General features: G+C 73.7%; 22 protein-coding genes. 3 read left to right on the top strand and 19 right to left on the bottom strand.

The features are described 5' to 3' along the window. Nucleotides 1-97: 97 nt before the first annotated feature. Both ACFPCY_RS32005 and ACFPCY_RS32000 read right to left on the bottom strand, forming a co-directional pair. A complete protein-coding gene (locus ACFPCY_RS32005) occupies nucleotides 98-1,057 on the bottom strand; it encodes a prenyltransferase/squalene oxidase repeat-containing protein (RefSeq protein WP_378261404.1) in 960 nt (319 codons plus the stop codon). A 47-nt stretch (nucleotides 1,058-1,104) separates the two neighbouring features. Next, nucleotides 1,105-1,557: a pyridoxamine 5'-phosphate oxidase family protein gene (locus ACFPCY_RS32000; protein WP_378261402.1), complete on the bottom strand. Its 453-nt coding sequence runs from the start codon at nucleotides 1,555-1,557 to the stop codon at nucleotides 1,105-1,107. A gap of 103 nt (nucleotides 1,558-1,660) precedes the next feature. Between ACFPCY_RS32000 and ACFPCY_RS31995 the strand changes: the two genes are divergently transcribed. Then, on the top strand, nucleotides 1,661-3,310 hold the full coding sequence (locus ACFPCY_RS31995; RefSeq protein WP_378261400.1) for a protein kinase domain-containing protein: 1,650 nt from the start codon (nucleotides 1,661-1,663) through the stop codon (nucleotides 3,308-3,310). Between the two features lie 60 nt (nucleotides 3,311-3,370). After that, complete coding sequence (locus tag ACFPCY_RS31990; protein WP_378261398.1) at nucleotides 3,371-3,580, top strand: hypothetical protein; 210 nt, start codon at nucleotides 3,371-3,373, stop codon at nucleotides 3,578-3,580. 134 nt (nucleotides 3,581-3,714) lie between these two features. Here ACFPCY_RS31990 and ACFPCY_RS31985 read toward each other — a convergent pair whose 3' ends face one another. From ACFPCY_RS31985 to pdhA, 3 genes are read right to left on the bottom strand one after another with little or no spacing between them, the layout of a single operon-like run. Beyond that, entirely contained in the window at nucleotides 3,715-5,097 is a 1,383-nt protein-coding gene (locus tag ACFPCY_RS31985) for a dihydrolipoamide acetyltransferase family protein (RefSeq protein WP_378261396.1), read from the bottom strand. Then, a complete protein-coding gene (locus ACFPCY_RS31980; protein WP_378261394.1) occupies nucleotides 5,094-6,110 on the bottom strand; it encodes an alpha-ketoacid dehydrogenase subunit beta in 1,017 nt (338 codons plus the stop codon). Before ACFPCY_RS31980 ends, ACFPCY_RS31985 begins: the two co-directional genes overlap by 4 nt. 14 nt (nucleotides 6,111-6,124) lie before the next feature. Then, a complete protein-coding gene (gene pdhA / locus ACFPCY_RS31975; RefSeq protein WP_378261392.1) occupies nucleotides 6,125-7,264 on the bottom strand; it encodes a pyruvate dehydrogenase (acetyl-transferring) E1 component subunit alpha in 1,140 nt (379 codons plus the stop codon). Nucleotides 7,265-7,420: 156 nt separating this feature from the next. Here pdhA and ACFPCY_RS31970 point away from each other — a divergent pair, with 156 nt between their 5' ends. Continuing rightward, a complete protein-coding gene (locus ACFPCY_RS31970) occupies nucleotides 7,421-8,098 on the top strand; it encodes a GntR family transcriptional regulator (protein WP_378261390.1) in 678 nt (225 codons plus the stop codon). Nucleotides 8,099-8,111: 13 nt separating this feature from the next. Here the strand turns inward: ACFPCY_RS31970 and ACFPCY_RS31965 are convergent, their stop codons facing one another. The 14 genes from ACFPCY_RS31965 to ACFPCY_RS31900 form a co-directional block, all read right to left on the bottom strand. Further along, complete coding sequence (locus ACFPCY_RS31965) at nucleotides 8,112-9,953, bottom strand: caspase, EACC1-associated type (RefSeq protein ID WP_378261388.1); 1,842 nt, start codon at nucleotides 9,951-9,953, stop codon at nucleotides 8,112-8,114. Further along, nucleotides 9,946-10,296, bottom strand: coding sequence for an effector-associated constant component EACC1 (locus ACFPCY_RS31960; RefSeq protein WP_378261386.1), 351 nt, complete (start codon nucleotides 10,294-10,296; stop codon nucleotides 9,946-9,948). The genes ACFPCY_RS31965 and ACFPCY_RS31960 overlap by 8 nt, the downstream gene beginning before the upstream one ends. A 76-nt stretch (nucleotides 10,297-10,372) precedes the next feature. Continuing rightward, nucleotides 10,373-12,100: an ATP-binding cassette domain-containing protein gene (locus ACFPCY_RS31955; protein ID WP_378261384.1), complete on the bottom strand. Its 1,728-nt coding sequence runs from the start codon at nucleotides 12,098-12,100 to the stop codon at nucleotides 10,373-10,375. Further along, entirely contained in the window at nucleotides 12,097-13,047 is a 951-nt protein-coding gene (locus tag ACFPCY_RS31950; protein WP_378261382.1) for a Nif11-like leader peptide family natural product precursor, read from the bottom strand. Before ACFPCY_RS31950 ends, ACFPCY_RS31955 begins: the two co-directional genes overlap by 4 nt. Nucleotides 13,048-13,054: 7 nt before the next feature. Continuing rightward, nucleotides 13,055-16,228 carry a type 2 lanthipeptide synthetase LanM family protein gene (locus ACFPCY_RS31945; protein WP_378261380.1) on the bottom strand — a complete coding sequence of 1,058 codons (3,174 nt, stop codon included), beginning with the start codon at nucleotides 16,226-16,228 and terminating at the stop codon, nucleotides 13,055-13,057. Nucleotides 16,229-16,528: 300 nt separating this feature from the next. Beyond that, complete coding sequence (locus ACFPCY_RS31940) at nucleotides 16,529-16,768, bottom strand: cinnamycin family lantibiotic (protein WP_378261378.1); 240 nt, start codon at nucleotides 16,766-16,768, stop codon at nucleotides 16,529-16,531. Nucleotides 16,769-16,795: 27 nt separating this feature from the next. Further along, nucleotides 16,796-17,236 carry a DurN family substrate-assisted peptide maturase gene (locus ACFPCY_RS31935; RefSeq protein WP_378261376.1) on the bottom strand — a complete coding sequence of 147 codons (441 nt, stop codon included), beginning with the start codon at nucleotides 17,234-17,236 and terminating at the stop codon, nucleotides 16,796-16,798. Nucleotides 17,237-17,521: 285 nt separating this feature from the next. Continuing rightward, the gene (locus ACFPCY_RS31930; protein ID WP_378261472.1) at nucleotides 17,522-18,532 is read right to left on the bottom strand and encodes a LacI family DNA-binding transcriptional regulator; all 1,011 of its coding nucleotides are present in this window, start codon (nucleotides 18,530-18,532) and stop codon (nucleotides 17,522-17,524) included. Between the two features lie 39 nt (nucleotides 18,533-18,571). After that, a complete protein-coding gene (locus ACFPCY_RS31925) occupies nucleotides 18,572-19,951 on the bottom strand; it encodes a GH1 family beta-glucosidase (RefSeq protein WP_378261374.1) in 1,380 nt (459 codons plus the stop codon). Further along, nucleotides 19,948-20,817, bottom strand: coding sequence for a carbohydrate ABC transporter permease (locus tag ACFPCY_RS31920; RefSeq protein WP_378261372.1), 870 nt, complete (start codon nucleotides 20,815-20,817; stop codon nucleotides 19,948-19,950). Before ACFPCY_RS31920 ends, ACFPCY_RS31925 begins: the two co-directional genes overlap by 4 nt. Continuing rightward, nucleotides 20,814-21,779 (bottom strand): carbohydrate ABC transporter permease, encoded by a 966-nt coding sequence (locus ACFPCY_RS31915; protein ID WP_378261370.1) that lies wholly within the window; start codon nucleotides 21,777-21,779, stop codon nucleotides 20,814-20,816. The genes ACFPCY_RS31920 and ACFPCY_RS31915 overlap by 4 nt, the downstream gene beginning before the upstream one ends. A gap of 55 nt (nucleotides 21,780-21,834) precedes the next feature. Beyond that, the gene (locus ACFPCY_RS31910; protein WP_378261368.1) at nucleotides 21,835-23,124 is read right to left on the bottom strand and encodes an ABC transporter substrate-binding protein; all 1,290 of its coding nucleotides are present in this window, start codon (nucleotides 23,122-23,124) and stop codon (nucleotides 21,835-21,837) included. Nucleotides 23,125-23,300: 176 nt separating this feature from the next. After that, the gene (locus ACFPCY_RS31905; protein WP_378261366.1) at nucleotides 23,301-24,344 is read right to left on the bottom strand and encodes a LacI family DNA-binding transcriptional regulator; all 1,044 of its coding nucleotides are present in this window, start codon (nucleotides 24,342-24,344) and stop codon (nucleotides 23,301-23,303) included. Continuing rightward, nucleotides 24,341-25,939 carry a glycoside hydrolase family 13 protein gene (locus tag ACFPCY_RS31900; RefSeq protein WP_378261364.1) on the bottom strand — a complete coding sequence of 533 codons (1,599 nt, stop codon included), beginning with the start codon at nucleotides 25,937-25,939 and terminating at the stop codon, nucleotides 24,341-24,343. Before ACFPCY_RS31900 ends, ACFPCY_RS31905 begins: the two co-directional genes overlap by 4 nt. Nucleotides 25,940-25,944: the final 5 nt, after the last annotated feature.

Below are 25,944 nucleotides of genomic sequence, written 5' to 3'. Positions count from 1 at the left end.
CAGCGATCCGGCTCAGCGATCCGGCTCAGCGATCCGGCCCAGCGATCCGGCCCAGCGATCCGGCCCAGTGATCTGGCTCAGCGATCCGGCTCGCGATTTAGTCGGTGGTCCGGCGCGCGAGTTCGCCCGCCTCGCGGAGGGCGGTGAGGACGCGGAGGGTCTCGTAGCCGCGCCAGTCCATCGCGCCGGCGGGCGAGATCCTGGCGTACTCGACCGTCCAGCCGCCGTCCTCGCGCTGGCCGGACGCGAGCTCGGCGAGGTCCGCCCGGACGATCTCGGGCGCGAACAGGCCGGCCGGCGGGCGGCCCGGCACGGCCGCGAAGTCCAGCGGGCGCAGGAACTCGTTCTCGGTGCCGCCCTCGACCCGCACCCGCCCGTCGCCGGGAACCTGCTCGGCGAGGCGCTCGAGCAGCGCGGACGCCTCCGGATGATCGTCGCGCAGCGAGTCCAGGACGCGGACGGAGAACGCCAGGACGTACGCGTGCGGCCGTCCGTCCAGGGAGCCGATCGCGTCCAGGCAGTACCGGGCCGCGCGTTCGAGCCACCGATGCGCGGCGACCGCCGGGTCCACCCGAGCCGCCCGGCGGGCCGCGACCAGCGTGAACGCGGTGATCTGGAGCGACGAGACGGACGTGTCGGCCTCGGCCCACCACGGCGCGTTCCCGGCCTCGCCCGTCGCCGGCAGCGCGAACGGGACGCCGCCGTCCGGCAGCGTCACCGAGTCGAGCCAGTCGCAGAGCCGCGCCGCGTGCGGATGCCCTCCGACCTCCGCGAACACCTCGAACGCGTGCGCGGCGGTGGCGGGCTGGCTCTCGGGGGAGCGCAGGTCGGGCTCCAGCCCCCAGCCGTAGCCGCCGTCCGGGTTGCGGTACCCGTCGAGCGCCGCGACGACGCCCTCCCGGACCCCGTCGAGAACGCCGTGCCTGGCGGGTCGGCCGAAGAGGAGTTCGAAGCGCCGCCGGTCCAGGACGCGCGCGTGCGTCGCCATGAAGTCGGCGGCCTTGTCCATGTCGATGTTCAGGTCAGCGTTCAGGTCAGTGTGCAGGTCAGTGGCCATGACGCCATCCTGGGCGCGTGCCGGGCCGCCCGTCTTGTAGCTTTCGGTCACCCGTGCCCGAGCCGGCGGCCGGTGATGTCCATCGCGGTGAGCCGGATCCGGGCCGGACGCGGGTCCGCGGGCCACGGCTTGACGTGCGCGGCGGACTCGTCGTCGTCCAGCTGGCGGGCGCCGCCGCGCACCAGGACGCTCCAGCCCTCCTGCCGGTCGGTGTCGAAGTCGTCCACCTCGAACGCGATCCGGACCTCCGCGCCCGACAGCAGGCCGGCGAGGTTCTGGTTCAGCCGTCCGGCCAGCGAGGTGCGGAACACGATCGTCTCGCCGTCCAGGACGTAGTTGACCGGTGTCACCGTCGGCCCCTCGCCGTCGTCGTAGGCGACCCGGCCCACGCCGCCCGGAGCGATCAGCCGGAGACACTCGTCGCGGTCGAGTTCCGACAGCGTCGAAGATCCCTGCGGTTCGGTCATGCCGGTGCCTTTCTGCTGGTGGGTCTCGATCACACCCTTCCCCGTTCCCGCCCGCGCCACCCCGCGACCTTGATCGCGCCGGCGGGGCGGCCCCGGTAGGGTCAAGGGCGTCCCAAGGGAGAGGTGGGAGCGCCCGGTGGACGATCCGCTGCGCCCCGGACTGCTGCTCGGCGGCAGGTACCGGCTGGAGGCCCGCGTCGGCGACGGCGGCATGGCGTCGGTCTGGCGCGCCTTCGACGGCGTGCTGTCGCGTCCGGTCGCGGTGAAGGTCCCGCGCGCGGACGGTCCGGGCCGGTCGGCGCGGCGGCTGCGGCGGGAGGCCACCGCCGCGGCCCGCCTCACCCATCCCGGCATCACCGGCGTCTACGACTACGGCGAGGCCGAGCTGCCCGGCGGCGGACGCGTCCCGTACGTGGTCATGGAGCTGCTGGACGGCGAGACCCTCGCCGCGCGCCTGGCCCGCGACCCGCTGGCTCCGCAGGAGGCCGCCGCCGTCGGCGCTCAGATTGCCCGCGCGCTGGCCGCGGCGCACGCGGCCGGCGTCGTCCACCGGGACGTCAAGCCCGCCAACGTCATGCTCACCCCGACCGGGGTGAAGGTCGTGGACTTCGGGCTGGCCTTCGGAGCCCGCACGTCCGGCGGCGCGCTGCTCGGCACGCCCGCCTACGTCGCGCCCGAGCTCCTCGCCGGGGACGACCCGACCCCCGCCGCCGACGTCTACGCCCTGGGCGTCCTGCTTCGCGAAACGCTCCCGGCACCCGTCCCGCCCGGCCTGGCGGCGCTGGTCGACCGCTGCCTGGACGCCGATCCCGGCCGCCGTCCCGGCGCGACCGAAGTAGCCGACAAGCTGGAGCAATCCGGGCATCTCGCCCCGATCCCGCCGGTCCCCTCCGCGCCCGCCGCACCAGCCGGACCGCCCGTCGACCCGACGCGAATCCTGGACGACCCCGTCCCCCCGCCCCCCGCCGCCGACACGCCCCCCGCCGCAGGCGCACCGCCCGCCGCTGCCACGCCCCCCGCCGCGGATGCGCCGCCCGCCGGGGATGCGCCGTCTGCCGCGGATGCGTCGCCCGCCGCGGGCGCGCTGCCTGGCGCGGGTGCGTCGCCCGCCGCGGGTGCACGATCTGCCGCGGATGCGCTGCCCGCCGCGGGTGCGCTGCCTGGCGCGGGCGCGCTGCCTGGCGCGGGTGCGCCTTCTGCCGGGGCTGCACGGTCTGCCGCGGATGCGCTGGCTGCCGCGGGTGGGCCGGCCGCGGGTGTGGCGCCTGGCGCGGGGGTGTCGCGGCGGGGGCTGCTGATCGGCGGGGGAGTGGCCGCCGTGGTGCTCCTGCTGCTGGTGCTGGTCGCGGCGCTGTCCGATCAGCGGCGGCCTGCGGCGTCGTCCGGCCCTGGGCCGACGTCCGCGCCCGTGTCCCCGTCTTCGGCTCCGTCCGGCAGCCCGTCCACGCCCGCCGGCAGGACGTCGTGTGCGGTCGCGTACGCCGTCACGGGGCAGTGGCCCGGCGGGTTCCAGGCGCAGGTGCGGATCACCAACCTCGGCCCGGACGCGCTGGACGGCTGGCGTCTGAGCTGGTCCTTCCGGCGCGGCGAGCGGATCACCCAGCTCTGGAACGGCAGCCGCGAGCAGGGCGGCCCGGACGTCACGGTCGTCGCCGCCGACTACAACCGGCGCATCGCGCCGAACGGCAGCGTCGAGTTCGGCTTCCTCGGGACGGCCTCCGGCGGCGCCCCCGAGCCCCGTCCGGACGCCTTCACCCTCGACGGGACGCCGTGCAAGCAGGCATGAACCGGTGCGTACGGGGCCCCGCCCTTGTGGGCACCGCCCCCGGACCTGCACCATGAGCCCATGCGGATCTCTTCGATCGTGCTGATCCTCTGGCTCCTCATCGGCGCCATCGCAGCGGGCCAGCGCCACTACTACGACAAACCCGTCAAGGACCAGCTGAAGGACTGCAGCCGCAGCGGCACGATCGCGGTGACGGTGATCGCCGGGCCGCTCAACTACCTCGGCCTCAACCCCAAGATCTCCTGCAAGATGCCCGAACCCAGCAGGTAGCCGGGAAGCGAGCGACCCCGCGCCCGCACCGGGGTCACCGGATGCGGGCACGGGGCCGGTGCCGTCCCACGGGGTGCGCCATGGACGGCAGCTCAGGGGCGCGCCGCGGGCGGCGCGCTCGGCGGGGACCGGCGCTACGCGACGATCAGGAGCGGGTTCTCCAGCAGCTCGGCGAGCCGGGCCAGGAACTGCGCGGCGGTCGCGCCGTCGGCGGCGCGGTGGTCCACCGAGAGCGTGATCGACATCCGCTGGCCGGGGACGACCTGGCCGTCCTTGACCACCGGCTCCGCCCGGACCGCGCCGACCGCGAGGATCGCCGCCTCCGGCGGGTTGATCACCGCGGAGAACGAGTCCACGCCGAACATGCCGAGGTTGCTGACCGAGAACGTGCCGCCGGTCATCTCGGCGGGGGACAGCTTGCCGTCCCGGGCCTTGGCGGCCAGCTCGCGGGTCTCGGCGCCGATCTGGGACACCGACTTGCGGTCCGCGTCCCTGATCACCGGGACCAGCAGGCCGTCCTCGACCGCGACGGCCACGCCGACGTGCACGCGCTTGTGCACGAGCAGCGCGTCCTCGGTGTAGGACGTGTTGACCTGCGGGTGCTCGCGCAGCGCCCGCGCGGACGCCTTGACGATCAGGTCGTTGACGCTGACCTTGGCCGGGGCGAGCGCCTCGTTCAGGGTCTTGCGGAAGGCGACCAGGGCCTCGGCGTCCACGTCGCGGGTGAGGTAGAAGTGCGGCGCGTTCTGCTTGCTCTCGACCAGGCGGCGCGCGGCGACCTTGCGGAAGCGGTTCAGCGGGACGCGCTCGACGTCCTCGTCGGCGACCTGGGGCGCGGACGCGGCGGCGGCCTTCGGCGCGGACGCCGCGGCCGGAGCCGGAGCCGCGGCCGGGGAGGCCGGCGCGGCGGCCGGGGCCTGCGCGGGCTGGGCCCCGCCGCGGATCGCGGCCTCGATGTCGGCGCGGATGATCCGTCCGCCCGGGCCGGTGCCGGTGATCGAGCGCAGGTCGAGGCCGTGGTCGCGGGCCAGGCGGCGCGCCAGCGGGGACGACGGCGGGCGCGTGCCCGAGACGCCGTTCGCCGACGGGCGCTCGTCAGCGCCGACCGTCGCCGGAACCTTCTCCGGCTCCCCGGCGGCGGGCGCCGAAGCCTCCCCGGCGGCGGGCGCCGAAGCCTCGGCGGGGGCCTCGGCAAGGGCTTCGGCGGGCGCCTCCGCCTCCGCCTTCGCCTCCGCCGGCGCGGAAGCCCCGGCCCCGGCCCCGGACGGCGCCGGAGCGTCGCCCTCGCCGCCGATGATCGCGATCGGCGCGCCGATCGCCGCCGTCTCGCCCTCGCCGACGAGGATCTCCGTCAGGACGCCGGCCTCGTAGGCCTCGTACTCCATGACGGCCTTGTCGGTCTCGATCTCGCAGAGCACGTCGCCGACGGCCACCTCGTCCCCCGGCTTCTTCTGCCAGGCGGCGATGACGCCCTCCTCCATCGTGTCGGAGAGGCGGGGCATCAGGATCTCGGTCATCGGACGGTCTCCAGGGTGGGACGGCCGGTCGCGCGGAGCGTTTCGCGAACGGCGGTGAGCAGGGAGTCGGCGGACGGCAGCGCGGCCAGCTCCAGCGGCTTGCTGTAGGGCAGCGGAACCTCGGCCATGGCGACCCGGCGGACCGGGGCGTCGAGCCAGTCGAAGGCGCCCTCCTGGATCGTCGCGGCGATCTCCGCGCCGATCCCGTAGGTCAGCCAGTCGTCCTCGGCGACGACGGCCGAGCCGGTCTTGCGGACCGACGCCACGATCGTCTCGCGGTCCAGCGGGCGCAGGCTGCGCAGGTCCACGACCTCGGCGGACACGCCCTCGGCGGCCAGCTTCTCGGCCACCTCGGCGGCGACGTGCGCCATCCGCGAGTAGCCGATGATCGTGATGTCGGTGCCCTCGCGGGTCACGGCCGCGCGGCCGATCTCGGCGGGCGCCACGTCGGCGATGTCGTCCGGGACCTCGCCCTTGGTGTTGTAGAGCGCGAGGTTCTCCAGGAACAGCACCGGGTCGTCGTCCCGGATCGCGGCCTTGAGCAGCGCGGCGGCGTCCAGCGGCGTGGACGGCGCGACGACCTTCAGGCCCGGCACGAACGAGTAGTACAGCTCGACGTTCTGCGAGTGGGTCGCGCCGAGCTGCTGCCCGCCGCCGCCGGGCGTGCGGATGACCATCGGGACGGGCTTCTGCCCGCCGAACATCCCGTAGATCTTGGCGGCGTGGTTGACGATCTGGTCCAGCGCCAGCAGCGAGAAGTTGATCGTCATGATCTCCACGACCGGGCGCAGGCCCAGCATGGCCGCGCCGATCGCGGCGCCGACGAAGCCCTCCTCGGCGATCGGGGTGTCGCGCACGCGGCGCTCCCCGAACTCCTTCAGCAGCCCTTCGGTGATCTTGTAGGAGCCCTCGAAGACGCCGATCTCCTCGCCCATGAGGAGGACGTCGTCGTCGCGGAGCATCTCGGCCCGCAGCGTGTCGCGCAGGGCCTGGCGGTAGGTGATGGTTGCCATGGGGTCTCGGTCTCTCAGACGCGGAAGAGCGGGTCGGCGGGCAGCCGGTGGGAGTCGTTCGGCACCGGGGTGGCGTAGGTGTAGTCGAACAGCGTCGACACCTCGGGGTGCGGGGACTCGTCGGCGAACGCCGCGGCGTCCGCCACGGTCTCGGCGACCTCGGCCTCCAGGCGCTCGACGTCCTCGGCGGTCAGCAGCCCGGCGTCCTCCAGTTCCAGCCGCGCCTTGGCCAGGGGGTCGGCGGCCTTGAGGGCCTCCTTCTCCTCCTTGGTGCGGTACTTGGCCGGGTCGACGACCGAGTGGCCGCGCAGCCGCGGGCTCGTGCACTCCAGCAGGTACGGGCGGCTCTCCGCGCGGGCGCGCTCGACGGCCTCGCGGGCCGCGTCCCGGACGGCGACGACGTCCGTGCCGTCCACCCGGGCGCTGGCCATCCGGTACGCCGCGCCGCGCTTGTACAGCTCGGGCTCGGCGGCGGAGTGCTCGACCGTGGTGCCCATGCCCAGGCCGTTGTTGATGATCACGAAGACGATCGGCAGGTTCCACAGCGCGGCGATGTTCAGCGACTCGTGGAACGCGCCGATCGCGGCCGTCCCCTCGCCCATCTGGACCATCACCACGTCGTCGCCGCCCCGGTAGGAGACGGCCATCGCGGCGCCGGTCGCGAGCGGCAGCTGGCCGCCGACGATGCCGTAGCCGCCGAGCAGCCGGGCCTCGGTGTCGAACATGTGCATCGACCCGCCCCAGCCCTTGGACACGCCGGTGGAGCGCCCGTAGAGCTCGGCCATCACGCGGCGCGGCTCGATGCCCTTGGCGATCGCGTAGCCGTGCTCGCGGTAGTTGGTGAACAGGTAGTCGGTGGGGCGCAGCGCCGCCATCAGCCCGACGACCGTGGCCTCCTCGCCGAGGTTCAGGTGGCAGTAGCCGCCGATCTTGGCCTCGGTGTAGGCCCGGGCGGTCCGCTCCTCGAACCGGCGCACCAGCAGCATCTGCCGGAAGTACTCAACCCGCGCGTCGTCGTCGGCCCGGCGGCGGGCGACGGCGCTGGCGCGGTTGTCGGCGGGCTTGGGGGTGCCCTTGCCCGCCGTGCCCCGTCCGCTCGCGGCGCGCGTGGTGCGGCGGGCGCGGCCCGGGGCTGCCTTCGTGGTCTCAGCCATCGGCGTTCTTCCTCCGTACGTGGAGCGTGCCGCGGGGTCGCCGCGCCACTCATCACCGATCATCATTGATCAATGATCGATCATATGCCCTCGGTCAAGAGGTCTGGACCAGTGCCGCACCGGTGGCCATTCCGGTACTCCCCGTACGATGGGGGCGTGAACGCCCCGTCCGTCGCCCCGTCCGAGGACCAGCCCGCGCCGCTGCGCCGCACCGGCCTGGTCGACCAGATCCGCGAGTTCATCGTGGACGGCATCTCCAGCGGCCGCTGGCAGCCCGGCGAGCGCATCGTCGAGCGCCGCGTGGCCGCCGAGCTCGGCGTCAGCCAGGGCCCGGTCCGCGAGGCGTTGCGCCTGCTGGAGACGTTGCGGCTGATCGAGACGCTGCCCAACCGCGGTGCCCGCGTCCGCCCGTTCGGCGAGCGCGACCTGGCCGAGATCTTCCCCGTCCGCGCGGGTCTGGAACGTACCGCCGTCGAGCTGGCCCTGCCCCGCCTGGCCGACCACCTGGACGAGCTGGAGGCCCAGAACGCCCGCCTCGCCGAGGCCGCCACCGCCGGGGACCTGGACGAGCAGATCCGCGAAAGCATCCACTTTCACCGTCTCGTGGTGAGCTACAGCGGTAACCAGTTGCTTACCTCGGTCTGGGAGGGCCTCGGCATCGAGGTCTGGACGACCCTCTCCCTCCGCCTCCACCGCACGGAGATCTACTCCAAGTCCGCCGAGCACGCCCGCATCATCGAGGCCTTCCGCCAGCACGACCCGTCCGCCGCCCAGATGCTGCACGACCACGTCATGAACTACGCCCCCCTGACCTGCCGCCCCGGCCCCGCCTGAGCAGGCCCGCCGCCTAGCCCGGACGCCACAACCGCACCGCCCACTCGGCGTCCCCCACGACGAGCGACGCACCGTCCGGCGCGAACGCGACCGCCTTCGTCTGCCCGCTGAACGGCATCGGCGCTCCGACCTGCTCCAAGGTGTGGAGATCCCACACCCGCAACGGCTCGCCCGGCGCCCACATCGCCGCCACGCGTCCCTCCGGCCCGACGACCACGGACGTGGCGTTCGTGCGCGGGCCCAGGACCGCCTTCCCCGGAAAGCCGTCCTCGGTCGCGTGCCAGATCCAGGTCCAGCCGGGGCTGGTGGTGACGACCGTCCGACCGTCGGGGGAGAAGGCGGCGGATTCGAACCCGGTGATGGTGCCGGTGTCGGCCGGCGGCGCGTCGATCAGGGCGTCGCCGTCGTCGCCGGGCCGGTACGTCGTGACCCCGGTGCGCGAGCCGCCGTGCTGGAAGACCTGGAGCCGCCCGTCCGGCAGGAACACGAGGGCGTGCTCGTTGGGGTGCGTCAGCGGCCCCCGTCCGGTCTCGGGAGGTTCCGCGAGCGTCTCGAGGCGCCGTCCGTCCCGCGTGTTCCAGACGTGGCACCTCCCGACCACCGATTCCCAATGGGAGTGGCCGGCCGCGAGGAGGCGTCCGTCCGGGCTGAAGGCGAGCGAAACGACGTTGAGGCGTCCCAGCGACGAAACGGAGTGGTTGCTCAGGAACCGGTGCCCGGGAGTCCCGCCGTCCAGGGACCAGAGCCCCACGTCCCGCTTGGCCGCCGCGTAGGCCACCTGCCGTGCGCCGGACGTGACGGCGATCGCGGTCACCGCGACCGGCCCGCGGTCCCGGTCGTCCTCCGGTGGCGTGTAGGGCGCCGGAGGAAGGGGCGTCACGCCTCGGAGAAGGCGGTTCCAGAGGCGGACCGTGCCGTCCGAGTGCCCGGTGGCCAGCACGGCGCCGTCCGGGCTGAACGCCACGGCCGTCGCGCCCGCGCTCTCCTCGGACAGCAGCATGGGGAGGCCCGGAGCCACGGACCACGGTCCGTGCGGTTCGGCGGGCGTGAACCGGGGCCGGTCGGCCGCGAGGCCGGGTTGCGGGCGCAGTCGCGGGGACGGGGAGGGCTCGGGTTCGCGCCGGTGGGCGGGGTTGCGGGTGAAGGGGTGGCGGTCGGCGGTGTCGGTGCCTCGCTGGTTGGGGGACGGGAGGCCGTGCGCGGTCAGGCGGCGGCGCAGGTGCAGGTACAGGTCGCCCAGGGTGAGGGTTTCCGGGCCGTCCTTGACGCCCTCGCGGATCAGGGTGAGGAACGCGCCGGTGAAGGACGTCGGGACCTCGGCCTGCTCGGCGAGCGGGACGACGTGGGCGGTGTGGTCGCTGGCGGTGAGCGTGTAGACGCCGCGCACGTCGGTGGTGTCGGCGACGTTGTCCAGGGCCGCGAGGGTCTCGATCGCGCGGCCGGAGTAGCAGCAGTCCAGCATGACGATCTTGGTGGCGGCGGGGCTGTCGCGGAGCAGGTCGCGGACGCGGCGGTATTCCAAGCCGGTCAGGTCCGGGTCGGCCGGGTCGGTGTCGGACACCGCGAGGCACAGTTCGCCGTTCGGGAGCAGCACGCCGTGCCCGACGAAGTACAGGAGCAGGACGTCGTCGGTCTCGCGGGCGAGCGCGCGCAGGCGGCGCGCCAGGCCCCGCCAGTCGGACGGGTCGGACTCGACGGTCACGCGCTCGTCCGGCCACCCGCACAGGGCCGGGTCGGTGAGGACGGCCCGCATTCCGGCCAGGCTGTTCGCGGCGGCCGGGAGCTGGGGGAACGCGGCGTCCTCGTACTTCGCCGTGCCGATCAGGACGGCGCGGGAGCGGGGCGGCTCAGGCATCGTCCTCGTGCAGCGCCTCGCGGAGCAGGGGGAGGACGGCGTCGGCGGGCAGGTCCTTGGTGTCGATCTTGACGCTCGCCTTCGCGGTGGTCACCGTGACGCTGACGTCGGGACGCCGCGACTTCACCCAGGCCACCAGGACGTTCGTCAGCGCCGCCGCCGCGCCGCCGGAGCCGAGCGCGACGACCAGCACCTCCGTCGCGCCGCCGAGCTCGCCGTCGCGGGGCGGCGCGGGCTCGGCGCGGACGCGCGCGGCCAGCGTGCGGTCACCGCGCAGCCACTCGTACAGACCGGCCGTCTCCTGGACGGGGTCCCCGCCGCTGACCTTGATGCGTGCGTCCATGGCCAACATGGGAGCACGGAACGTCCGCGAGAGCGAGGTATTTGGACGGGTTGAAGATTTTCGGCGCGGCGCCGGGTCAGTCGTTGCGGGAGAAGCGGCGGGCGGACCAGACCAGCGGGACGGTCGCCAGGAGCGCGAGCAGCGTCCACTCGGCGGCGAGCGGCGGGTGCCAGGAGCCGACGGCGAGCGGCTGGAACAGGTGCGGCGGCGGGGCCGCCAGCCGGGACGCGACCGTGCGGCGCAGCGCGTCCACCGCGTAGGTGAGCGGGTCGGCCAGCGCGACCGTGGAGAGCCAGGCGGGCGCGCCGGCCAGCGGGAACATCGCGCCGGACAGGAAGGTCAGCGGGGCCATCATCACCGCCAGGGCCGTCCCGTAGGTCTGCGGGCGGCGGACGAACGTCGCGATGAGCACGCCGAGCGCCGTCATCGCCAGGGACGCGAGCGCGAGCTGCGCGGCGAGCAGGACGAGCAGCACCGGGTCGGCCGGGACGCCGATCAGCGGCCCGGCGGCCAGCAGCAGCGTCCCCTGGACGGTCGCGACGGTCGCGCCGCCCAGGCACTTGCCGAGCAGCAGCGACTCGCGCCGCACGGGGCCGGCCAGCATCTCCCGCAGGAACCCGTTCTGCCGTTCCCACAGCAGGGACGCGCCGACCGCGACGGCCGGTCCCAGGGCGGCCGTGACGAGCGCGCCGGAGAACACGAAGAGCTGGTAGGAGCCGCGCCCGATGCCGGGCATCAGCCCCGACAGCCCGACGCCGAGGACGAACAGGAAAAGCAGCGGCTGCACCATCGACAGCGTCGCGCCCATCCGGTCGCGCCGGAAGTGCAGCAGGTCGCGCCGCCACACCATCCGGACGGCCCGCAGTTCCGCCGCGAGCCGCCGCGCCCGGACGGATTCCGCGCCGCCGTCCGGGCCGTCCGGGCCGTCCGGGCCGTCCGGGCCGTCCGGGCCGTCCGGGGCCTCCGGCCGGGAGGCGGGCGCCGCGTCGGGCGGGGCCAGTTCCGGATTGTCGTGCAACGGACGCCCGGTGTGGTGCAGGAACACCTCGTCCAGGCTCGGCGGCGCGGCGTCCGGCCCGGTCAGCTCGGCCTTCAGCGCGGCGGGCGCGCCCTCGGCGACGATGCGCCCGGCGTCGATGATCGCGATCCGGTCGCACTGCTCGGCCTCGTCCAGGTAGTGCGTGGTGAGGAAGATCGTGACGGCCTCCCGCTCCCGGACGGCCCGCAGGTGCTCCCAGACGCGGGCGCGCGCGTGCGGGTCGAGGCCGAGCGTCGGCTCGTCCAGGACGAGCAGGCGCGGCCGGTGCAGCAGCGCGCGGGCGATCTCCAGCCGGCGCCGCATGCCGCCGGAGAACGTCCCGGCGATCCGGTCGCGCTGCCCGGCGAGCCCGACGAGGTCGAGCGCGTGGTCGATGCGTCCGGGCACCAGCTCCGGCGGGACGTCGTAGAGGTCGGCGTGGAAGCGCAGGTTCTCGGCGGCGGTCAGGCCGAGGTCGAGCGTGGATTCCTGGAACACCAGGCCGATGTGGCGGCGCGCCTCCAGCGGGTCGGCGCGGGTGTCGTGCCCGGCGATCGCGACCCGCCCGGCGGACGGCACGGCCAGCGCGCACAGCATCGCGATCGTCGTGGACTTGCCCGCGCCGTTCGGGCCGAGGAACGCGAAGCACTCCCCGGCCGCGACGGAGAGGTCCACGCCGTCCACGGCGACCACGTCGCCGTACCGCTTGCGCAGCCCGGACGCGGCGATGGCGGGGGGCGGGGCGGCGGGGCTCGGCGCGTCCGGGACGGCGTGGGCCGCGGTCACGCCGCCGCCTCCAGCGCGGCCTGCCAGTCGTCCGGGACGACGAAGCCGAAGCTCCACCGGTGCCGGTCGGTCGGGTTGACGATGCAGTGCCAGAACAGCTTCGCCGGGTCCTGCTCGATCCGGAAGAAGCGCGCGATGCGGGGCCGCTCCCGGAGCGTGACCAGCTCCTCCGAGCCGGGCCGCTGGTACCGGAAGAACGAGGTCCGGGACGGGTCGTCGAAGTCGCCGTCGAAGTCGATGAGGTACATCCGCCAGCCGGGGTGCTCCTCGTTGGTGTGCCAGAGCCGGTACCCCGACGGCGGGTACCACATGCTCCCGGAGAACCGGACCTCCGGCCCGAACACGCCCTCCAGCTCGCGGACGAGCGAGGTCTTGGCGTCCAGGTAGTCGTCGTAGCCGGGGTAGGCGACGTGGTCGTCCAGGTTGACGAGGTGGAAGTCGCGGCGGGCGGCGCGCGGCTCGCCCGCCGTCCCCTCCTTCCAGCGCCGGTACTCCGGGCCGCTCGGCGCGAGGCCGGTGGACGCCAGGTCGGACGGGCTGAACGCCGCCGCGAACCGGCCCATGTCCACCGTCGGCGGCTGCACCTTCACCCGCTGGAGCAGCTCGGCGACGCGTCCGAAACCGGGCAGGTCGTCCAGGGAGTACTCGAAGTGCAGGATGCTCGTCTCACCCGCCGTCCCGGAACCCGGGCGAGCCGGTTCCGCGGCACTCGCCGCACTCGCCGCGGCCGGCGTGCCCGGCGCGGCCGGTGTGCCCGGCGCGGCCGGCGCTCCGGGCTCGGCGGACGCGGCGGAGACCGCCGCCAGATCGGGCACGGAGAACTCGTAGCCCCGGGTCCGGCCGAGCCGGACCAGCTCCGCCACTCCGGTCATCGCCCGGATCCGCAGCCGCAGCTCGGGATCGTCGTCGGCGGCGCGCAGGAACTCGGCGCAGGCGTCCACGGACATCGGGTCATCACTCCTTCGGTCGGGCGGGCGGGTCGAGCAGCAGCACGGAGGGGACGCGTTCGGGACGGGCCAGCCGCAGGAAGTGCATGCCGAAGCCCGCCATGCCGAGCATGAGCCCCGGGAAGAACCCCGACTCGGGCCCCGGCCGGGCCTCGTCGAGGTTCCGCCACTGGTTCTGGACGTGCAGGTTGGCCTCCACCCGGAACGCCGGCTCCTCGCGCAGCAGCGCGTACCGCAGCAGCAGCTCGGCGTTCCCGGACCGGCCGTGGCAGAGCGTGTCGTTCATCAGGCGGGGGAAGTTGCGGACGGTCGCGGTCAGCCCGCGCCGCGCGTCGCGCAGCAGGTCGTCGTCGGCGCGGCCGAGCAGGTCCCAGGTGGCGAGGCGGGCGAGGCCGATCCCGGCGGCGCCGTTGCACCAGGCGTTGGCGAAGTGCCGCCCGTTCCAGATCGGGCCGCCGGGGGAGGCGCGCAGGTCGTACCAGTCCTGGAGGTCCTCGTCGAAGTGGCGCATCTCGTAGGCGAACGCGCGGTGCGCCGCGTCCACGTACCGGTGGCGGCCGAGGCGGTGACCGAGCGTCGCGAGCGCCCAGCCGATGCCGCCGGAGCCGTGCGCGAAGCCGGTGAGGTCGGCGAGCGCGGCGCCCGCCTCGTCGCCGGGCCAGGACATCGCGTCGTCGTCGGCGTTGGCGCGGGCGAGCAGGTGCTCGCCGCAGCGGCCGGCGAGGTCGGCGCCGCGCCCGCCGGTCGCGTCGGCGAGGTCGAGCAGGACGGGGATCAGCCCGGCGACGCCCTGGTGGACGTCCAGGTGCCGGTCCTCCGGGATGCGGGCGGCGAGCCCGTCGGCGAGCGCGGCGGCCCGGTCGAGCAGCGCCCGCTCGCCCCACAGGGCGTGCAGGTGGACGAGCGTGTAGATCATGCCGCCGACGCCGGTGTAGGCGCCGATCCGGTCCCGGTCGAAGGACTCCAGGGCGTGCGCGAGGGCCGTCCGGGCGGTGCGCTCGAACTCCGGGCGCGGGCTCACCTCGTTCAGGTACGCCAGGAACAGCGCGACGCCCGCCGACCCGTTGTAGAGGTCGCCCTCGATGTCCATCGACTCGGGGCCGTCGGGGGTGATCAGGTAGGACGTCCAGGGCGCGCCGTCCGGCCGGGCCTCGCCGCACAGCCGCAGCGCGACCGCCTCGGCCTGCTGGACGCAGGTCGCGGCGAGGTCGGCGCTGGCGACGTCGCCGCCGGCGAGCCCGGCCGCGATGTACTGCCGCTGGCGGCGGCGGTTCTCCTCGGTCAGCGCGGCGATCCGCTCGGCCGCGACGTCCAGGGGGCTCGCCGCCAGCCGCATCGCGACCGGCGCGCGGTGGTCGTGCGTGAGGGTCGTGCCGTCCGCCGGGGCGTTGAACAGCGGGACGTCCATCCGCCACAGCGACTCGGCCTCGCGGTCGGGCAGCACGAGCTCGCCGTCCCAGGTGCGCGGGAAGTGCCGGACGGTGTCGATGAGCAGGTCCACCTCGATCGGGTCCATCAGGCAGCGCGGGTGCCGTGCGGCGACCAGCAGCTGCGCGTAGACCTGGGTGCTCCAGTTGATGAACCGGACGCGCGCGCCCGCGAAGAGCGTCCGCAGCAGCGCCGTCGCCTCGTCGCCCTTCTTGGCGAACCATCCGTACACCTTGTCGAACCCGGCGCCGATGTCGGCGGCGAAGTCCTCCGCGCCGGTCAGCTCGTCGCCGACGAACACGCGGTTCGCCGCGCCCGGATCGACCCGGACGCCCGACACGTGCCGGACGGCGGCGGTGAACGACAGCCGCTCGCCGTCCATGCGCGGCACGCGCAGCGGCAGCTCGTACTCGCCGCCGCCCGCGTAGCCGCTGAGCCGCAGCGAGCCGGCGTCGGCGCGGGAGGTCGGCCACTCGATCAGGCCGGTCCGGAACACCGAGTCCATCAGCGTGCCGGACGCGTCCGGGCGCTCGCCCGGCACCGCGCCGAGGATCGTCTCGCCGTCGCAGACGTACGCGTGCCCGTCCGCGACCAGGATGTTCTCGAAGTGCAGGTCGCCGCCGCCGAGCACGTAGAACAGCGCGAGGTAGCCGCCGAGCTCGGCGTACACGGCGGCAGCGGCGGCGCGGTCCGCGACCCGGTTCCGGCCGGGCGGGATCATCTCCTCGTACCCGTAGCCGTCCTTCGGCAGGACGGTCCTGGGCGCGAACCCGAGCACGCCGTCGTCGCGGAGCCGCGCGAGCAGCCCCTGGAGGGCGGCCTCGCCCTGGACGCTGCGCGGCTTGTAGACCAGCTTCCGCGGGCCGGCCGCGGTCGCGACGTCGAGGATCACCACGCTGCGCGCCCCGGCGTGGTCGTCGCCCCGGCCGAGGGACGCGCGCTCGACGGCCGTGATCGGCTCGCCGAACAGGGCCGTCCCGACGTCCGCGGCGTCGGCGCGCAGCCGCGTCACCAGCTCGCGGCCGTGGTCGGCGAGCAGCGCGGTCACGTGCGCGAGCCAGCGCGCGAGCACCGGGAAGTCGAGGAAGAACCGGTGGTAGCCCTCCGCGTCGGCGAACGTCTTGTCCAGGTAGGCGGTGAACTCGGCGGCGGACGCGGCGTCCGGGTCGATGCCGTTCGCGGCGCAGTGCGCCTTCGCGTCGGTCTCGACCGCCCAGGCGAGGGCCAGCGCGAACCGGTCGAGCAGCCGCCGCTGGAAGTCGGCCACGAGCCCGCGGCCGAACGCGGGACCGCCGGCGTCCTCGGCCAGGACGGCGTCGAGGCGGCGGCCGAGCTCGGCGAGGAACGGGGCGCAGACGATCGCGCGCCGCCCGTAGTAGACGTCGTCCTCGCGCCACCAGGCGTCGGCGTCGTCGCCGGCGGGCAGGGCGTCCAGCGCGGCCCGGTAGGCGGGCAGCCACTCGGCGTGCAGCTCCTCCAGCATCCGGCCGAACGGGTCGTCCGGGCCGGTGAGGCGCAGCTCGTGCTGCCGGTAGGCGGTCAGCAGCGCGGCGGGGACGGCGCACTCGGACGACTCGGCCCGCCGCCCGCGGGCCGCGCGCTCGGCCAGCCGCGCCGCCTGCCGCCCGATCCGCCATGCGTCGAACCGCGACAGGTCGGGCGGGTCGGGCGGCGGTCCGAGCGCGTCCACCACCTGCCGCCGTTCGGCCCGGTCGGCGGCGCGGGCGGCGAGGTCGAGACGGTGCGGGTTCACGGGCGTGGCACTCCTCGGGAAGTCGAGGGCCGCGTCGAGAGGACGCGGCGCGGGTCGGCGAGGCGAGGCGAGGCGAGGCGGGGCGGGGCGCAGTACGGGACACGAACGGTGCGGGTCGGCGCGGGCGAGGAGCAGGGCGAGGCGTTGAGGCGGGACGTCGAGGCGGGACGTTGAGACGGGACGTTGAGACGGGGCGCGGGGACGGTGGGCCGAGCAGGGTCGACCCACCGTCGTGTCACATCGGTCCGCTCAGCGGGACGCGGGCCGTGCCGGATGACCCGGCGCTAGGCCGGGACCTCGTCAGAACGGCTTGGTGCCGCCGTCGCAGACGATGGTGAACGGTCCGGCGCTGCACGAGGTGCCGCAGGCGTACACGTCCACGGCGGCGACGCCCTCGGTCCAGTAGCCGAGGGTCTCGGTGTCGGGCTGCTCGACCGTCGAGGGGACGGCTGCCACGCCGAAGTCGGCGGGGCTCTCGAGCAGTTCCGCGCGGAAGTCGGCGTCGGCCGCGGCCTGCCGGAGAATGCTGGTGGGAGACATTTTTATTCCTCCTGTATAGGGCTTCGGCTAATCGCACAGTTCCGTGGTCAGCCGTATTCCGATAAGCTTTTCTATGGCGTGGATCTCGTCGATGGCGACGAGGATTTCAGCGGGATTGTTCTGCCAGGCGACCACCTCCATCTCGTCGGCGGTGAGAGTGGCCGGGTCCCACATGGACTCCAGCCAGGCTTTGGTGACCTGCGGGTGCAGGTCGGGCACCGCGGCGGCGCGCTCGGCGAGCGGCAGCGGGTCGACGGCCAGCGCCTTGGCCAGCACCCGGGCGAGCGAACCGTCCGGACGCAGCATCCAGCACAGCACCATGAGGTGCTGGATGCGGCGGACGGTGTCGATTTCTCTGTGCTTGGTCAGATCACTGGGCGGTTTCGGCCCGGTACTCCACATCGCGACTCCCGTGTCTTCCGGAGCGGTTTTCCCGCTGCCCGGGCCGCCAGGATAACCAGCGGTCATGACAGGAGTGAAGACGCGTGTGGGCGACGAATCCATCACTGGACGGAAATGTTTCGGCCGCGTTTTGTCCGGCCGCAGAGGTATTTGCGCTTCGCTCGGAAGCTTCCGATTTCGCCGCCGCTTTTCGACCCGCCACGAATCGTCCGGCGGGCCGTCCGGCGGGCCGTCCGGCGGGTCCGCTCGGCGGCCCGCCCGCGGCCCGGCCGACGGCCCGCCGAAGGCTCCGGACGGCGGGGCGGCGCGAGGGGGCGGCGCGAGGGGCCGGCGCGCGGGCCGGCTCGCGGGTCAGCTGGACGCGCGGACGACCAGGTGCGGCGGCAGGATCACGACCGGCTCGGCCAGCGGTTCCCCGTTGATCCGGGCGAGCAGCAGCCGGGCCATCTCGCGGCCCATCTCCTCGGCCGACTGGTGGACGGTGGTGAGCGGCGGGTCGGCGAGCGCGGCGGACGGCGAGTCCTCGAAACCGACCACCGCGACGTCGCCCGGCACGTTCCGTCCGTGCCGCCGCAGCACCCGCATCGCGGCGAGCGCCATCGGGTCGTCCGCCGCGAAGATCGCGTCGATCGCCGGGTCGCGGGCGAGCAGCTCCTCGGCCGCCTCGATGCCGCTGGCCTCGCTGAAGTCGCCGTAGGCGACCAGCTCGGGCAGCCCGGCCTCGGCGAGCGCAGCGCGGTAGCCGGTCAGCCGGTCGATGCCGACGCCCATGTCCTGCGGCCCGGCGATGGTCGCGATGCGGCGGCGGCCCCGGTCGACCAGGTGCTCGACCGCCTGCCGCGCGCCGCTGCGGTTGTCGACGTCCACGTACGACACCGGCTCGACGCCGGGGGGACGGCCGCCGAGGACGGTCGGCACGCCGCTCGCCTCCAGCCGTCCGGGCAGCGGGTCCTCGGCGTGCAGGGAGGTGAGCAGCACGCCGTCCACGTGCTGCGCGGTGAGGTACTGCTCCAGCCGCGCGTACTCGGCGGGGGAGCGGGCGAGCGCGAGCAGCAGCTGCAGCCCGGTCTCGGCCAGCGCCGCGCTGACCCCGCGGATCATGCCCGCGAAGAACGGCTCGTCGAACAGCCGCAGCTCGGATTCGGCGACGACGAGCGCGACCGTCTCGGTGCGCCGGGTGACCAGGGTGCGGGCGGCGCGGTTCGGGACGTACCCGAGCTCGTCGATCGCCGCCAGCACCGCGTCCCGGGCCCGCGGGCTCACCCGCGGCGAGCCGTTGATCACCCGGGAGACGGTGCCGCGGCCGACCCCGGCCAGGGCGGCGACCTCCTCCAGCGTGGGGCGTGTTCCCCGTCCGGCCATCCGCCCGCCCTCCCGCTCGACTGCCACCCGCGCCACCCGTTACTCGGACGCGCCGGGCCCGCCCCTGCGGATCACCTCGGCGTACCAGCGCGCGCTGTCCTTGGGCGCGCGGCGCAGCGTGGCGTAGTCCACGTGGACCAGCCCGAAGCGCCGTGAGTACCCCCACGCCCACTCGAAATTATCCAGCAGCGACCAGGTGAAGTAGCCGCGAAGCGGCGCACCCGCGTCGATCGCGTCCCGGCACGCGCGCAGGTGCCCGTCGAGGTACCTGATCCGCTCCGCGTCGTGGACCGTTCCGTTCGCGGGTTCCTCCTGGTAGCCCGCCCCGTTCTCGGTGACGTACAGGTCCACCGCGGGGTACTCGCGGTGCAGCCTGACCAGCACCTCCGTCAGCCCGGACGGGTCGATCTCCCATCCCATCCCGGTCGTCGGGCGGCCGGTGGACGGGAACCGCACGTGCTCGCTGCCCACCCACGGCGAGTGCTCGGCGAACGGCGACGACGCCGCCTGCGGCGCCGAGTCGGGGTCGCCGCTGACCGTGTGCCGCGAGTAGTAGTTGACGCCGAGGTGCTCGATCGGCTGCCGGATGGTCGCGAGGTCGGCGTCGGACGGCGCGAACCCGTACCGCTCCACGTCGGCCAGCACGTCCTCCGGGTAGCGGCCGAGCAGCAGCGGGTCCAGGAAGAACCGGTTCTGGAGGCCGTCCACCCGGCGCGCGGCGTCCACGTCGGCCTCGGCGTCCGAGGCGGGCGACACCGCGTACAGGTTCACGGCCGCGCCGAACCGGTTGTCCGGCCGCTGCGCCCGCATCGCCTGGACGGCCATCCCGTGCCCGAGCATCAGGTGGTGGGCCGCGCGCAGCGCCGCCGCAGGTTCGCGGCGTCCCGGCGCGTGGTCCCCGGACGCGTACCCGAGGAACGCCGCGCACCACGGCTCGTTCACCGTCAGCCAGTTCCGCACCCGGTCGCCGAGGACGGCGTGCACCTCGGCCGCGTAGTCGGCGAACCGGTGCGCCGTGTCGCGCTCGGGCCAGCCGCCCGCGTCCTCCAGCGTCTGCGGCAGGTCCCAGTGGTACAGCGTCGGCCACGGCTCGACGCCGGCGTCCAGCAGCGCGTCCACCAGCCGGTCGTAGAACCCGAGGCCGCGCCCGCCGGGCGCCTGCGCGCGCGGCCACGACACCGAGAACCGGTAGGACGTCAGCCCGAGGTCGCGCATGATCGCCACGTCCTCGCGGAACCGGTGGTAGTGGTCCACCGCGACGTCGCCGGTGTCGCCGCCCAGCACCGCGCCGGGCCGCCGGACGAAGGTGTCCCACACCGAGGGCGCCCGCCCGTCCGCGTCGGTGGCCCCTTCCACCTGGTAGGCGGCCGTGGCCGCGCCCCACCGGAACCCGTCGGGGAACCTCGCCTGCTCGCTCACGCCTTGACCGCGCCTTCCATGATTCCTCCGATGATCTGGCGGCCGAACACCACGAAGACGACCAGCAGCGGGAGCACCGCGACCGAGGTCCCGGCGAACATCAGCGTGTAGTCGTCGAAGTGGCCGTTGGCCAGGTTGTTGATGGACAGCTGGACGGTCGGGTTCTCCGGGTTGAGCACCGCCAGCGGCCACATGAAGTCGTTCCAGGTCTGCATGAACGTGAACAGGCCGAGCACGCCCGCGGCGGGGCGCAGGGCCGGCAGGACGACCCGCCAGTACACGCCGAAGGTCGTGCAGCCGTCCACGCGGGCGGCCTCGACCAGCTCGTCCGGGACGGCCTGCGCCGCGTACTGCCGCATCATGAACACGCCGAACCCGGTGACCATGAACGGGACGATGACCGCCTGCAGGTGGTTCTGCCAGCCGAGCCTCACCATGATCATGTAGAGCGGGATGATGCCCATCTGGACCGGGATCATCATCGTCGCCACGATCGTCAGCAGCAGCGCGTTGCGGCCGCGGAAGCGGAGCTTGGCGAAGGCGAACCCCGCGAGCGAGGCGAAGAACACCGTCGAGACCGTCACGCAGGACGCGACGATCGCCGAGTTCAGCAGGCCCTTGGCGAAGTAGGCGTCCTGGTTGGCGAACAGCCGGTGCACGTTGGAGCCGAGGTGGCCGCCCGGCAGCACCGGCGGCGGGACGTCGGCGACCACGTCGTTGGTGCGGGTGGCCACCACGAACATCCAGTAGATCGGCGCGATCGACAGCGCCGCCGCCACGATCAGGGTCAGGTAGGTCAGCGGACTGGCCTCCCAGAGCCCGTGCAGCCGCTTGGCGGGCCGGGCCAGGGGAGCGGGGATCGTCATCGGGTGCCTCCCGCGCGCCGGACGAACAGGAAGTTCAGCAGCGAGAAGGCGATGATGAGCAGGAACAGCGCCCAGGCGACCGTTGCGCCGTAGCCGTACCGGTCGTGCCCGAACGCGCTGTCGTACATGTACATCGTCAGCGTCTGGAACTGGTGCGTCGCGCCGCCGTCCATCTTGTTGGACGTCCCGCTGCCGAACAGCACCGGCTCGGTGAACAGCTGCAGCCCGCCGATGGTGGAGATGATCACCGTGAACAGGATCGTCGGGCGGAGCAGGGGAACGGTGATCTGCCAGAACTGCCGGAACCGGGACGCGCCGTCGATCGAAGCGGCCTCGTAGAGGTCCTTCGGGATCGCCTGCATCGCGGCGAGGAAGATCAGCGCGTTGTAGCCCGTCCAGCGCCAGTCGACCATCACCGAGATGGCCGTCCACGACCAGGCGCGGTTCGCGTGCCAGTCGATGTGGCTGTGCAGGATCCAGTTCACGAACCCGTAGTCGGTGTCGAAGAGCTGGCCGAACACGATCGCCACGGCCGCCATCGACGTGATCAGCGGCGCGACCACCGCGATCCGGAACGCGGTCGCGGCGCGCATCCGCCGGTTCAGCGTGTTGGCGAGCACCAGCGCCAGCAGCAGCTGCGGGACGGTCGAGAGAACGAAGATCCCGACCGTGTTCACCAGCGCGTGCCAGAACTGGTCGTCGCCGAACAGGTAGCTGTAGTTGCCGAACCCGGCCCACTTGCGCGTCCCGGACGCCAGGCCCCAGTCGTGCAGCGACACCCACAGCGTGTAGACGAGCGGGTAGCCGCCGAACACCAGGAACACGACGAAGAACGGCGCGACGAACGCGTAGGGGCTGGCCTTGAGGTCGAGCCGCGCGAGCCGCGAGCGCCAGCGGCTCGGCGGCGGCGCCCCGCCCGTCCCGGTGGCGGGACGGGCGGGACGCGTGTCCACGCTGGTCATCGGGGGGCTGCCTTCCACCGGACGCGCGCCTCCCCGCGGGGATGGGCCGGCACGGTCATCGGGCGGCCTTCTTCGCGGCGTCCACGGCCTTGGACCAGGCGTCCTCCGGCTTGACCTTGCCCTGGCCGACCGCGAGCAGGACGTTCTCCACGGCCTGGCGGACGTCCTCGTTCTTCGGGCCGAGGTAGACCGGCTTCACCGACGAGACGAGCTGGCCGAAGATCTTCCCGGTGGGCGCGTTGTTGAAGTAGTCGTTCACCGCGCCGGAGACGGCCGGGTCCTGCTCGGCCTTCACGTTCGCGGGGAAGGGGTTCTGCGCCTTGAACGCGCCGACCTCGCCCTGCGCGCTGGTCAGGAACTTCGCCAGCTCGGCGGCCTCCTTGGCGTGCTTGCTCTGCTTGGGCACCGCCAGCCACGAGCCGCCCCAGTAGCCGGCGCCGCCGGGCGTGGTCGCGACGTCCCACTTGTCCTTGCCGAAGTCGCCGGAGAACTGCTTGATGCCGCCGAGCATCCAGGACGGGCAGGGGACGGTCGCGAACGTGTCGCGCTTCAGCGCCGTCTGCCACGGCGGCGTGAAGATCGACATGTCGGCGGTCATCTTGTTCTGCTCGAACTTCAGCGTCGTGTCGAACGCCTGCCTGACGGCCGGGTTCGTGTCGAAGACGAGGTTGTTGTTCTTGTCGAAGTAGCTGTAGCCGGGGCCCGAGCCCGCGTTCTGCAGGACGGTCGCGCGGAGGATGGCGGTCGGGCCGTCCAGCCACTTGGAACCGGGCACCTTGCTCTGGAACTTCTGGCCGGTCGCGAGGAACTGGTCCCAGGTCGGCCAGAGCTTGCCGACCTGGTCGCGGTCGGTGGGCAGCCCGGCCTTCTTGAACAGGTCCTTGCGGTAGCACATGGCGAGCGGGCCCACGTCGGTGCCGAGGCCGACGAGCTGGCTGCCGTCCGGGCTGACGCCGAGCTGCCACTTCCAGGGCAGGAAGTCGCCCTGGAGGCCGCGCGCGCCGTAGTCGAAGAGGTTGACGAACTTCGTCCGCTGCTGCATGTAGGTGGGCAGGATGCCCTCCTCCAGCGCGACCACGTCGCCCGCGCCGCTGCCGGTGGCGATCCACTGCTGGAGCCGCGGCTTGTAGTCGTCCAGGGACGAGACCTTGCGCTGCCGGACCGTCACGCCGGGGTGCGACTGCTCGAACTGCTGGTAGAGCCCTTCGTAGCCGAACTCGCCGAACACGTCGACGGTCAGCTGGATCTTCTTGTCGGACTTGGAGTCGCCTCCGCCTCCGCATGCCGCCGCGAGCACGCCGGCCGCCGCGAGTACGGCGACGGCCCTCAGCCGGTTACCCCTCATCGTGGGTCCCTCTCGTTGGGGTGGAGTCTGGGTGGGGAGTGGATCGAGCAGGTGTGTGGGAGCGCTCCCACGAAGGAAAGAACGTGAGCCCGCTCACTGTCAATCCTCCGCAACGCAACCGTTACCAAGACGGGCGCCCCGATCCGCGCGGACCGGGGCGCCCGGACGGCCCCCTCCTACCGCGCGGCGGGCACCGGAGCCGGGGCCGTCGAACGGCGGACGACCAGCTCAGGACGGTACAGCAGCTCGGTGCGCGGCGGCCGGCCGCCCCCGATCTCCTCCAGCACGGTGCTCACCGCGGCCAGCGCCATCTCCCGCACCGACTGCCGGATCGTGGACAGCGGCGGATCCAGGTAGGCGGTCAGCGGCGAGTCGTCGAACCCGACCACCGACACGTCCTCCGGCACCCGCAGCCCGCGCTGCCGGACGGCCCGGATCGCGCCGAGCGCCATGATGTCGTTGCCGCAGCAGATCGCCGTGCAGCCCCGGTCGAGCAGCCGCTGCGCGGCGGCCTGCCCGCCCTCGACCGTGTACATCGTGTTGACGACGAACTCGTCCGCGGCGTCGGCGGGCGGCCCGTCGGAGGACTCGGCGAGGAGCGTCCGCAGGCCGCGCAGGAAGCCCTCGGTCTTGCGCCGCGTCGGGACGTACACGTCCTGCCCGATCGCGAGCCCGATCCGCCGGTGCCCGAGCGAGCCGAGGTGCGCGACCGCGGCCTCCAGCGAGGCGACGTCGTCGTTGGAGATGAACGGCGCGTCGATGTCCGGACGGTAGCCGTTGACCAGCACGATCGGCAGGCCCTGCTCGGTCAGCCGCGCGTACCGGGCCCGGTCGGAGTTGGCGTTGGCGTGCAGGCCGTTGACGAAGATGATCCCCGCGACGCCGCGCTCCAGCAGCATCTCCAGGTAGTCGTCCTCGGCGACGCCGCCGGGCGTCTGCGAGCAGAGCACCGCCATGTAGCCGTGCCGCGCGAGGGCGCTCTCGATCACCTCGGCGAACGCCGGGAAGATCGGGTTGGTCAGCTCGGGGATGATCAGGCCGATCAGCCCGGCGCGCTGCTGCCGCAGCCGCGCCGGACGCTCGTACCCGAGCACGTCCAGCGCGGCGAGCACCGCCTGCCGGGTCGTCGCCGACACCCCCGGACGGCCGTTCAGCACCCGGCTGACCGTCGCCTCGCTGACCCCCGCGTGCTCGGCGATGTCGGCCAGACGCGTCGTCATGACCACGAATTTACCTTCCACCAGACGGTCGTGTCGGGCGGTACGACGAGGGTTCCGTCGTCCGCGCGCTCCACGGTCCCGCTGGCCAGGATCGGCTCGTCATCGGCAGGGAGGTTTACGGGCTCGTCGCCGGTGTTGACGGCGCACGCGACGGCCGTCCCGTCGTCCGCCGGCCGGACGAACGCGAGCGTGCCGTCCGGGACGTCCAGCCAGGTCAGAGGCCCGTCGCCCAGCGCGGGCTCGGCGCGCCGGACGCGCAGCGCGGCCTTGTAGAGCGCGAGCATCGAGTCCGGGTCGGCCTGCTCGGCGGCGACGGTCAGGGTGCGCCAGGCGGACGGCATCGGCAGCCACGAGGACGGTCCGTCCGAGAACCCGAAGGGCGGCTCGTCGCCGTCCCACGGGATCGGGACGCGGCAGCCGTCGCGGCCCGCGTCCTCGCCGCGTCCGGCCTGCGGGTCCTTGCGGAACTCGGCGGGCAGGTCGAGCACCTCGGGCAGGCCGAGCTCCTCGCCCTGGTAGACGTACGCCGAGCCGGGCAGCGCGAGCGTCAGCAGCGCGGCGGCGCGGGCCCGGCGCAGGCCGGTCTCGCCGCCGCCGAAGCGGGTGACGTGCCGCTTGACGTCGTGGTTCGACAGCACCCACGTCGCGGGCGCGGACTCGGCCGTGCGCAGCGTCTCCTCGATGACCGCGCGCAGTTCCGCCGCGTTCCACGGCGTGCCGAGGTAGTGGAAGTTGAACGCCTGGTGCAGCTCGTCCGGACGGGTGTAGGCGGCGAGGCGGGCGGTGCTCGGCGCCCACGCCTCGGCGACGCCCACGCGGTCGCCGGGGTAGGAGTCGAGCAGCTTGCGCCACGCGCGGTGGATCTCGTGGACGCCGTCCTGGTCGAAGTAGGGCAGCGGGGCCCGGCCGAGCATCTCCGCCTGGCGGTCGCGGCCGACGTCGGGCAGCCCGGCGGCTTTGACCATGCCGTGCGCGACGTCGATCCGGAAGCCGTCCACGCCGAGGTCGAGCCAGAACCGCAGGATGTCGTCGAACTCGGCGCGGACCTCCGGGCTCTCCCAGTTCAGGTCGGGCTGCTCGGGCGCGAACAGGTGCAGGTACCACTGGCCGTCCGGGACGCGCGTCCAGGCCGGGCCGCCGAACACCGACTCCCAGTCGTTCGGCGGCAGCTCCCCGCTCTCGCCGCGTCCGTCGCGGAAGACGTACCGGTCGCGCTCCGGCGATCCGGGCGCGGAGGCCAGGGCGGCCTGGAACCACGGATGCCGGTCGGACGTGTGGTTCGGCACGATGTCGACGATGACGCGCAGCTCGTGCGCGTGCGCGTCGGCGATGAGGGCGCGCGCGTCGTCGAGCGTGCCGAACAGCGGGTCCACGTCCCGGTAGTCCGCGACGTCGTAGCCGAAGTCGGCCATCGGTGAGACGTAGAACGGGGTGACCCACAGCGCGTCCACGCCGAGGTCGGCCAGGTACGGCAGGCGGGCGCGGATGCCCGCGAGGTCGCCCACGCCGTCGCCGTTCGCGTCGGCGAAGCTGCGCACGTAGACCTGGTAGATCACCGCGTCCCGCCACCAGCCGGTGGTCGGCGATTCGGTCATGGCTT

The sequence above is a fragment of the Actinomadura gamaensis genome (assembly GCF_042652125.1).
In the GTDB taxonomy this organism is placed as follows: Bacteria; Actinomycetota; Actinomycetes; order Streptosporangiales; family Streptosporangiaceae; genus Spirillospora; species Spirillospora gamaensis.
The sequence above is the reverse complement of the archived record's forward strand: the minus strand, read 5'-3'. Positions and strand labels throughout refer to the sequence as shown.

Coding starts and splice junctions, on each gene's coding strand:
- ACFPCY_RS31920 (WP_378261372.1), bottom strand. CDS start 20,817: ATGACGATCCCCGCTCCCCTGGCCCGGCCCGCCAAGCGGCTGCACGGG.
- ACFPCY_RS31960 (WP_378261386.1), bottom strand. CDS start 10,296: ATGGACGCACGCATCAAGGTCAGCGGCGGGGACCCCGTCCAGGAGACG.
- ACFPCY_RS31915 (WP_378261370.1), bottom strand. CDS start 21,779: ATGACCAGCGTGGACACGCGTCCCGCCCGTCCCGCCACCGGGACGGGC.
- ACFPCY_RS31980 (WP_378261394.1), bottom strand. CDS start 6,110: ATGGCAACCATCACCTACCGCCAGGCCCTGCGCGACACGCTGCGGGCC.
- ACFPCY_RS31950 (WP_378261382.1), bottom strand. CDS start 13,047: ATGTCCGTGGACGCCTGCGCCGAGTTCCTGCGCGCCGCCGACGACGAT.
- ACFPCY_RS31940 (WP_378261378.1), bottom strand. CDS start 16,768: ATGTCTCCCACCAGCATTCTCCGGCAGGCCGCGGCCGACGCCGACTTC.
- ACFPCY_RS31900 (WP_378261364.1), bottom strand. CDS start 25,939: ATGACCGAATCGCCGACCACCGGCTGGTGGCGGGACGCGGTGATCTAC.
- ACFPCY_RS31965 (WP_378261388.1), bottom strand. CDS start 9,953: ATGCCTGAGCCGCCCCGCTCCCGCGCCGTCCTGATCGGCACGGCGAAG.
- ACFPCY_RS31930 (WP_378261472.1), bottom strand. CDS start 18,532: ATGGCCGGACGGGGAACACGCCCCACGCTGGAGGAGGTCGCCGCCCTG.
- pdhA (WP_378261392.1), bottom strand. CDS start 7,264: ATGGCTGAGACCACGAAGGCAGCCCCGGGCCGCGCCCGCCGCACCACG.
- ACFPCY_RS31985 (WP_378261396.1), bottom strand. CDS start 5,097: ATGACCGAGATCCTGATGCCCCGCCTCTCCGACACGATGGAGGAGGGC.
- ACFPCY_RS31910 (WP_378261368.1), bottom strand. CDS start 23,124: ATGAGGGGTAACCGGCTGAGGGCCGTCGCCGTACTCGCGGCGGCCGGC.
- ACFPCY_RS31990 (WP_378261398.1), top strand. CDS start 3,371: ATGCGGATCTCTTCGATCGTGCTGATCCTCTGGCTCCTCATCGGCGCC.
- ACFPCY_RS31905 (WP_378261366.1), bottom strand. CDS start 24,344: ATGACGACGCGTCTGGCCGACATCGCCGAGCACGCGGGGGTCAGCGAG.
- ACFPCY_RS32005 (WP_378261404.1), bottom strand. CDS start 1,057: ATGGCCACTGACCTGCACACTGACCTGAACGCTGACCTGAACATCGAC.
- ACFPCY_RS31935 (WP_378261376.1), bottom strand. CDS start 17,236: ATGACCGCTGGTTATCCTGGCGGCCCGGGCAGCGGGAAAACCGCTCCG.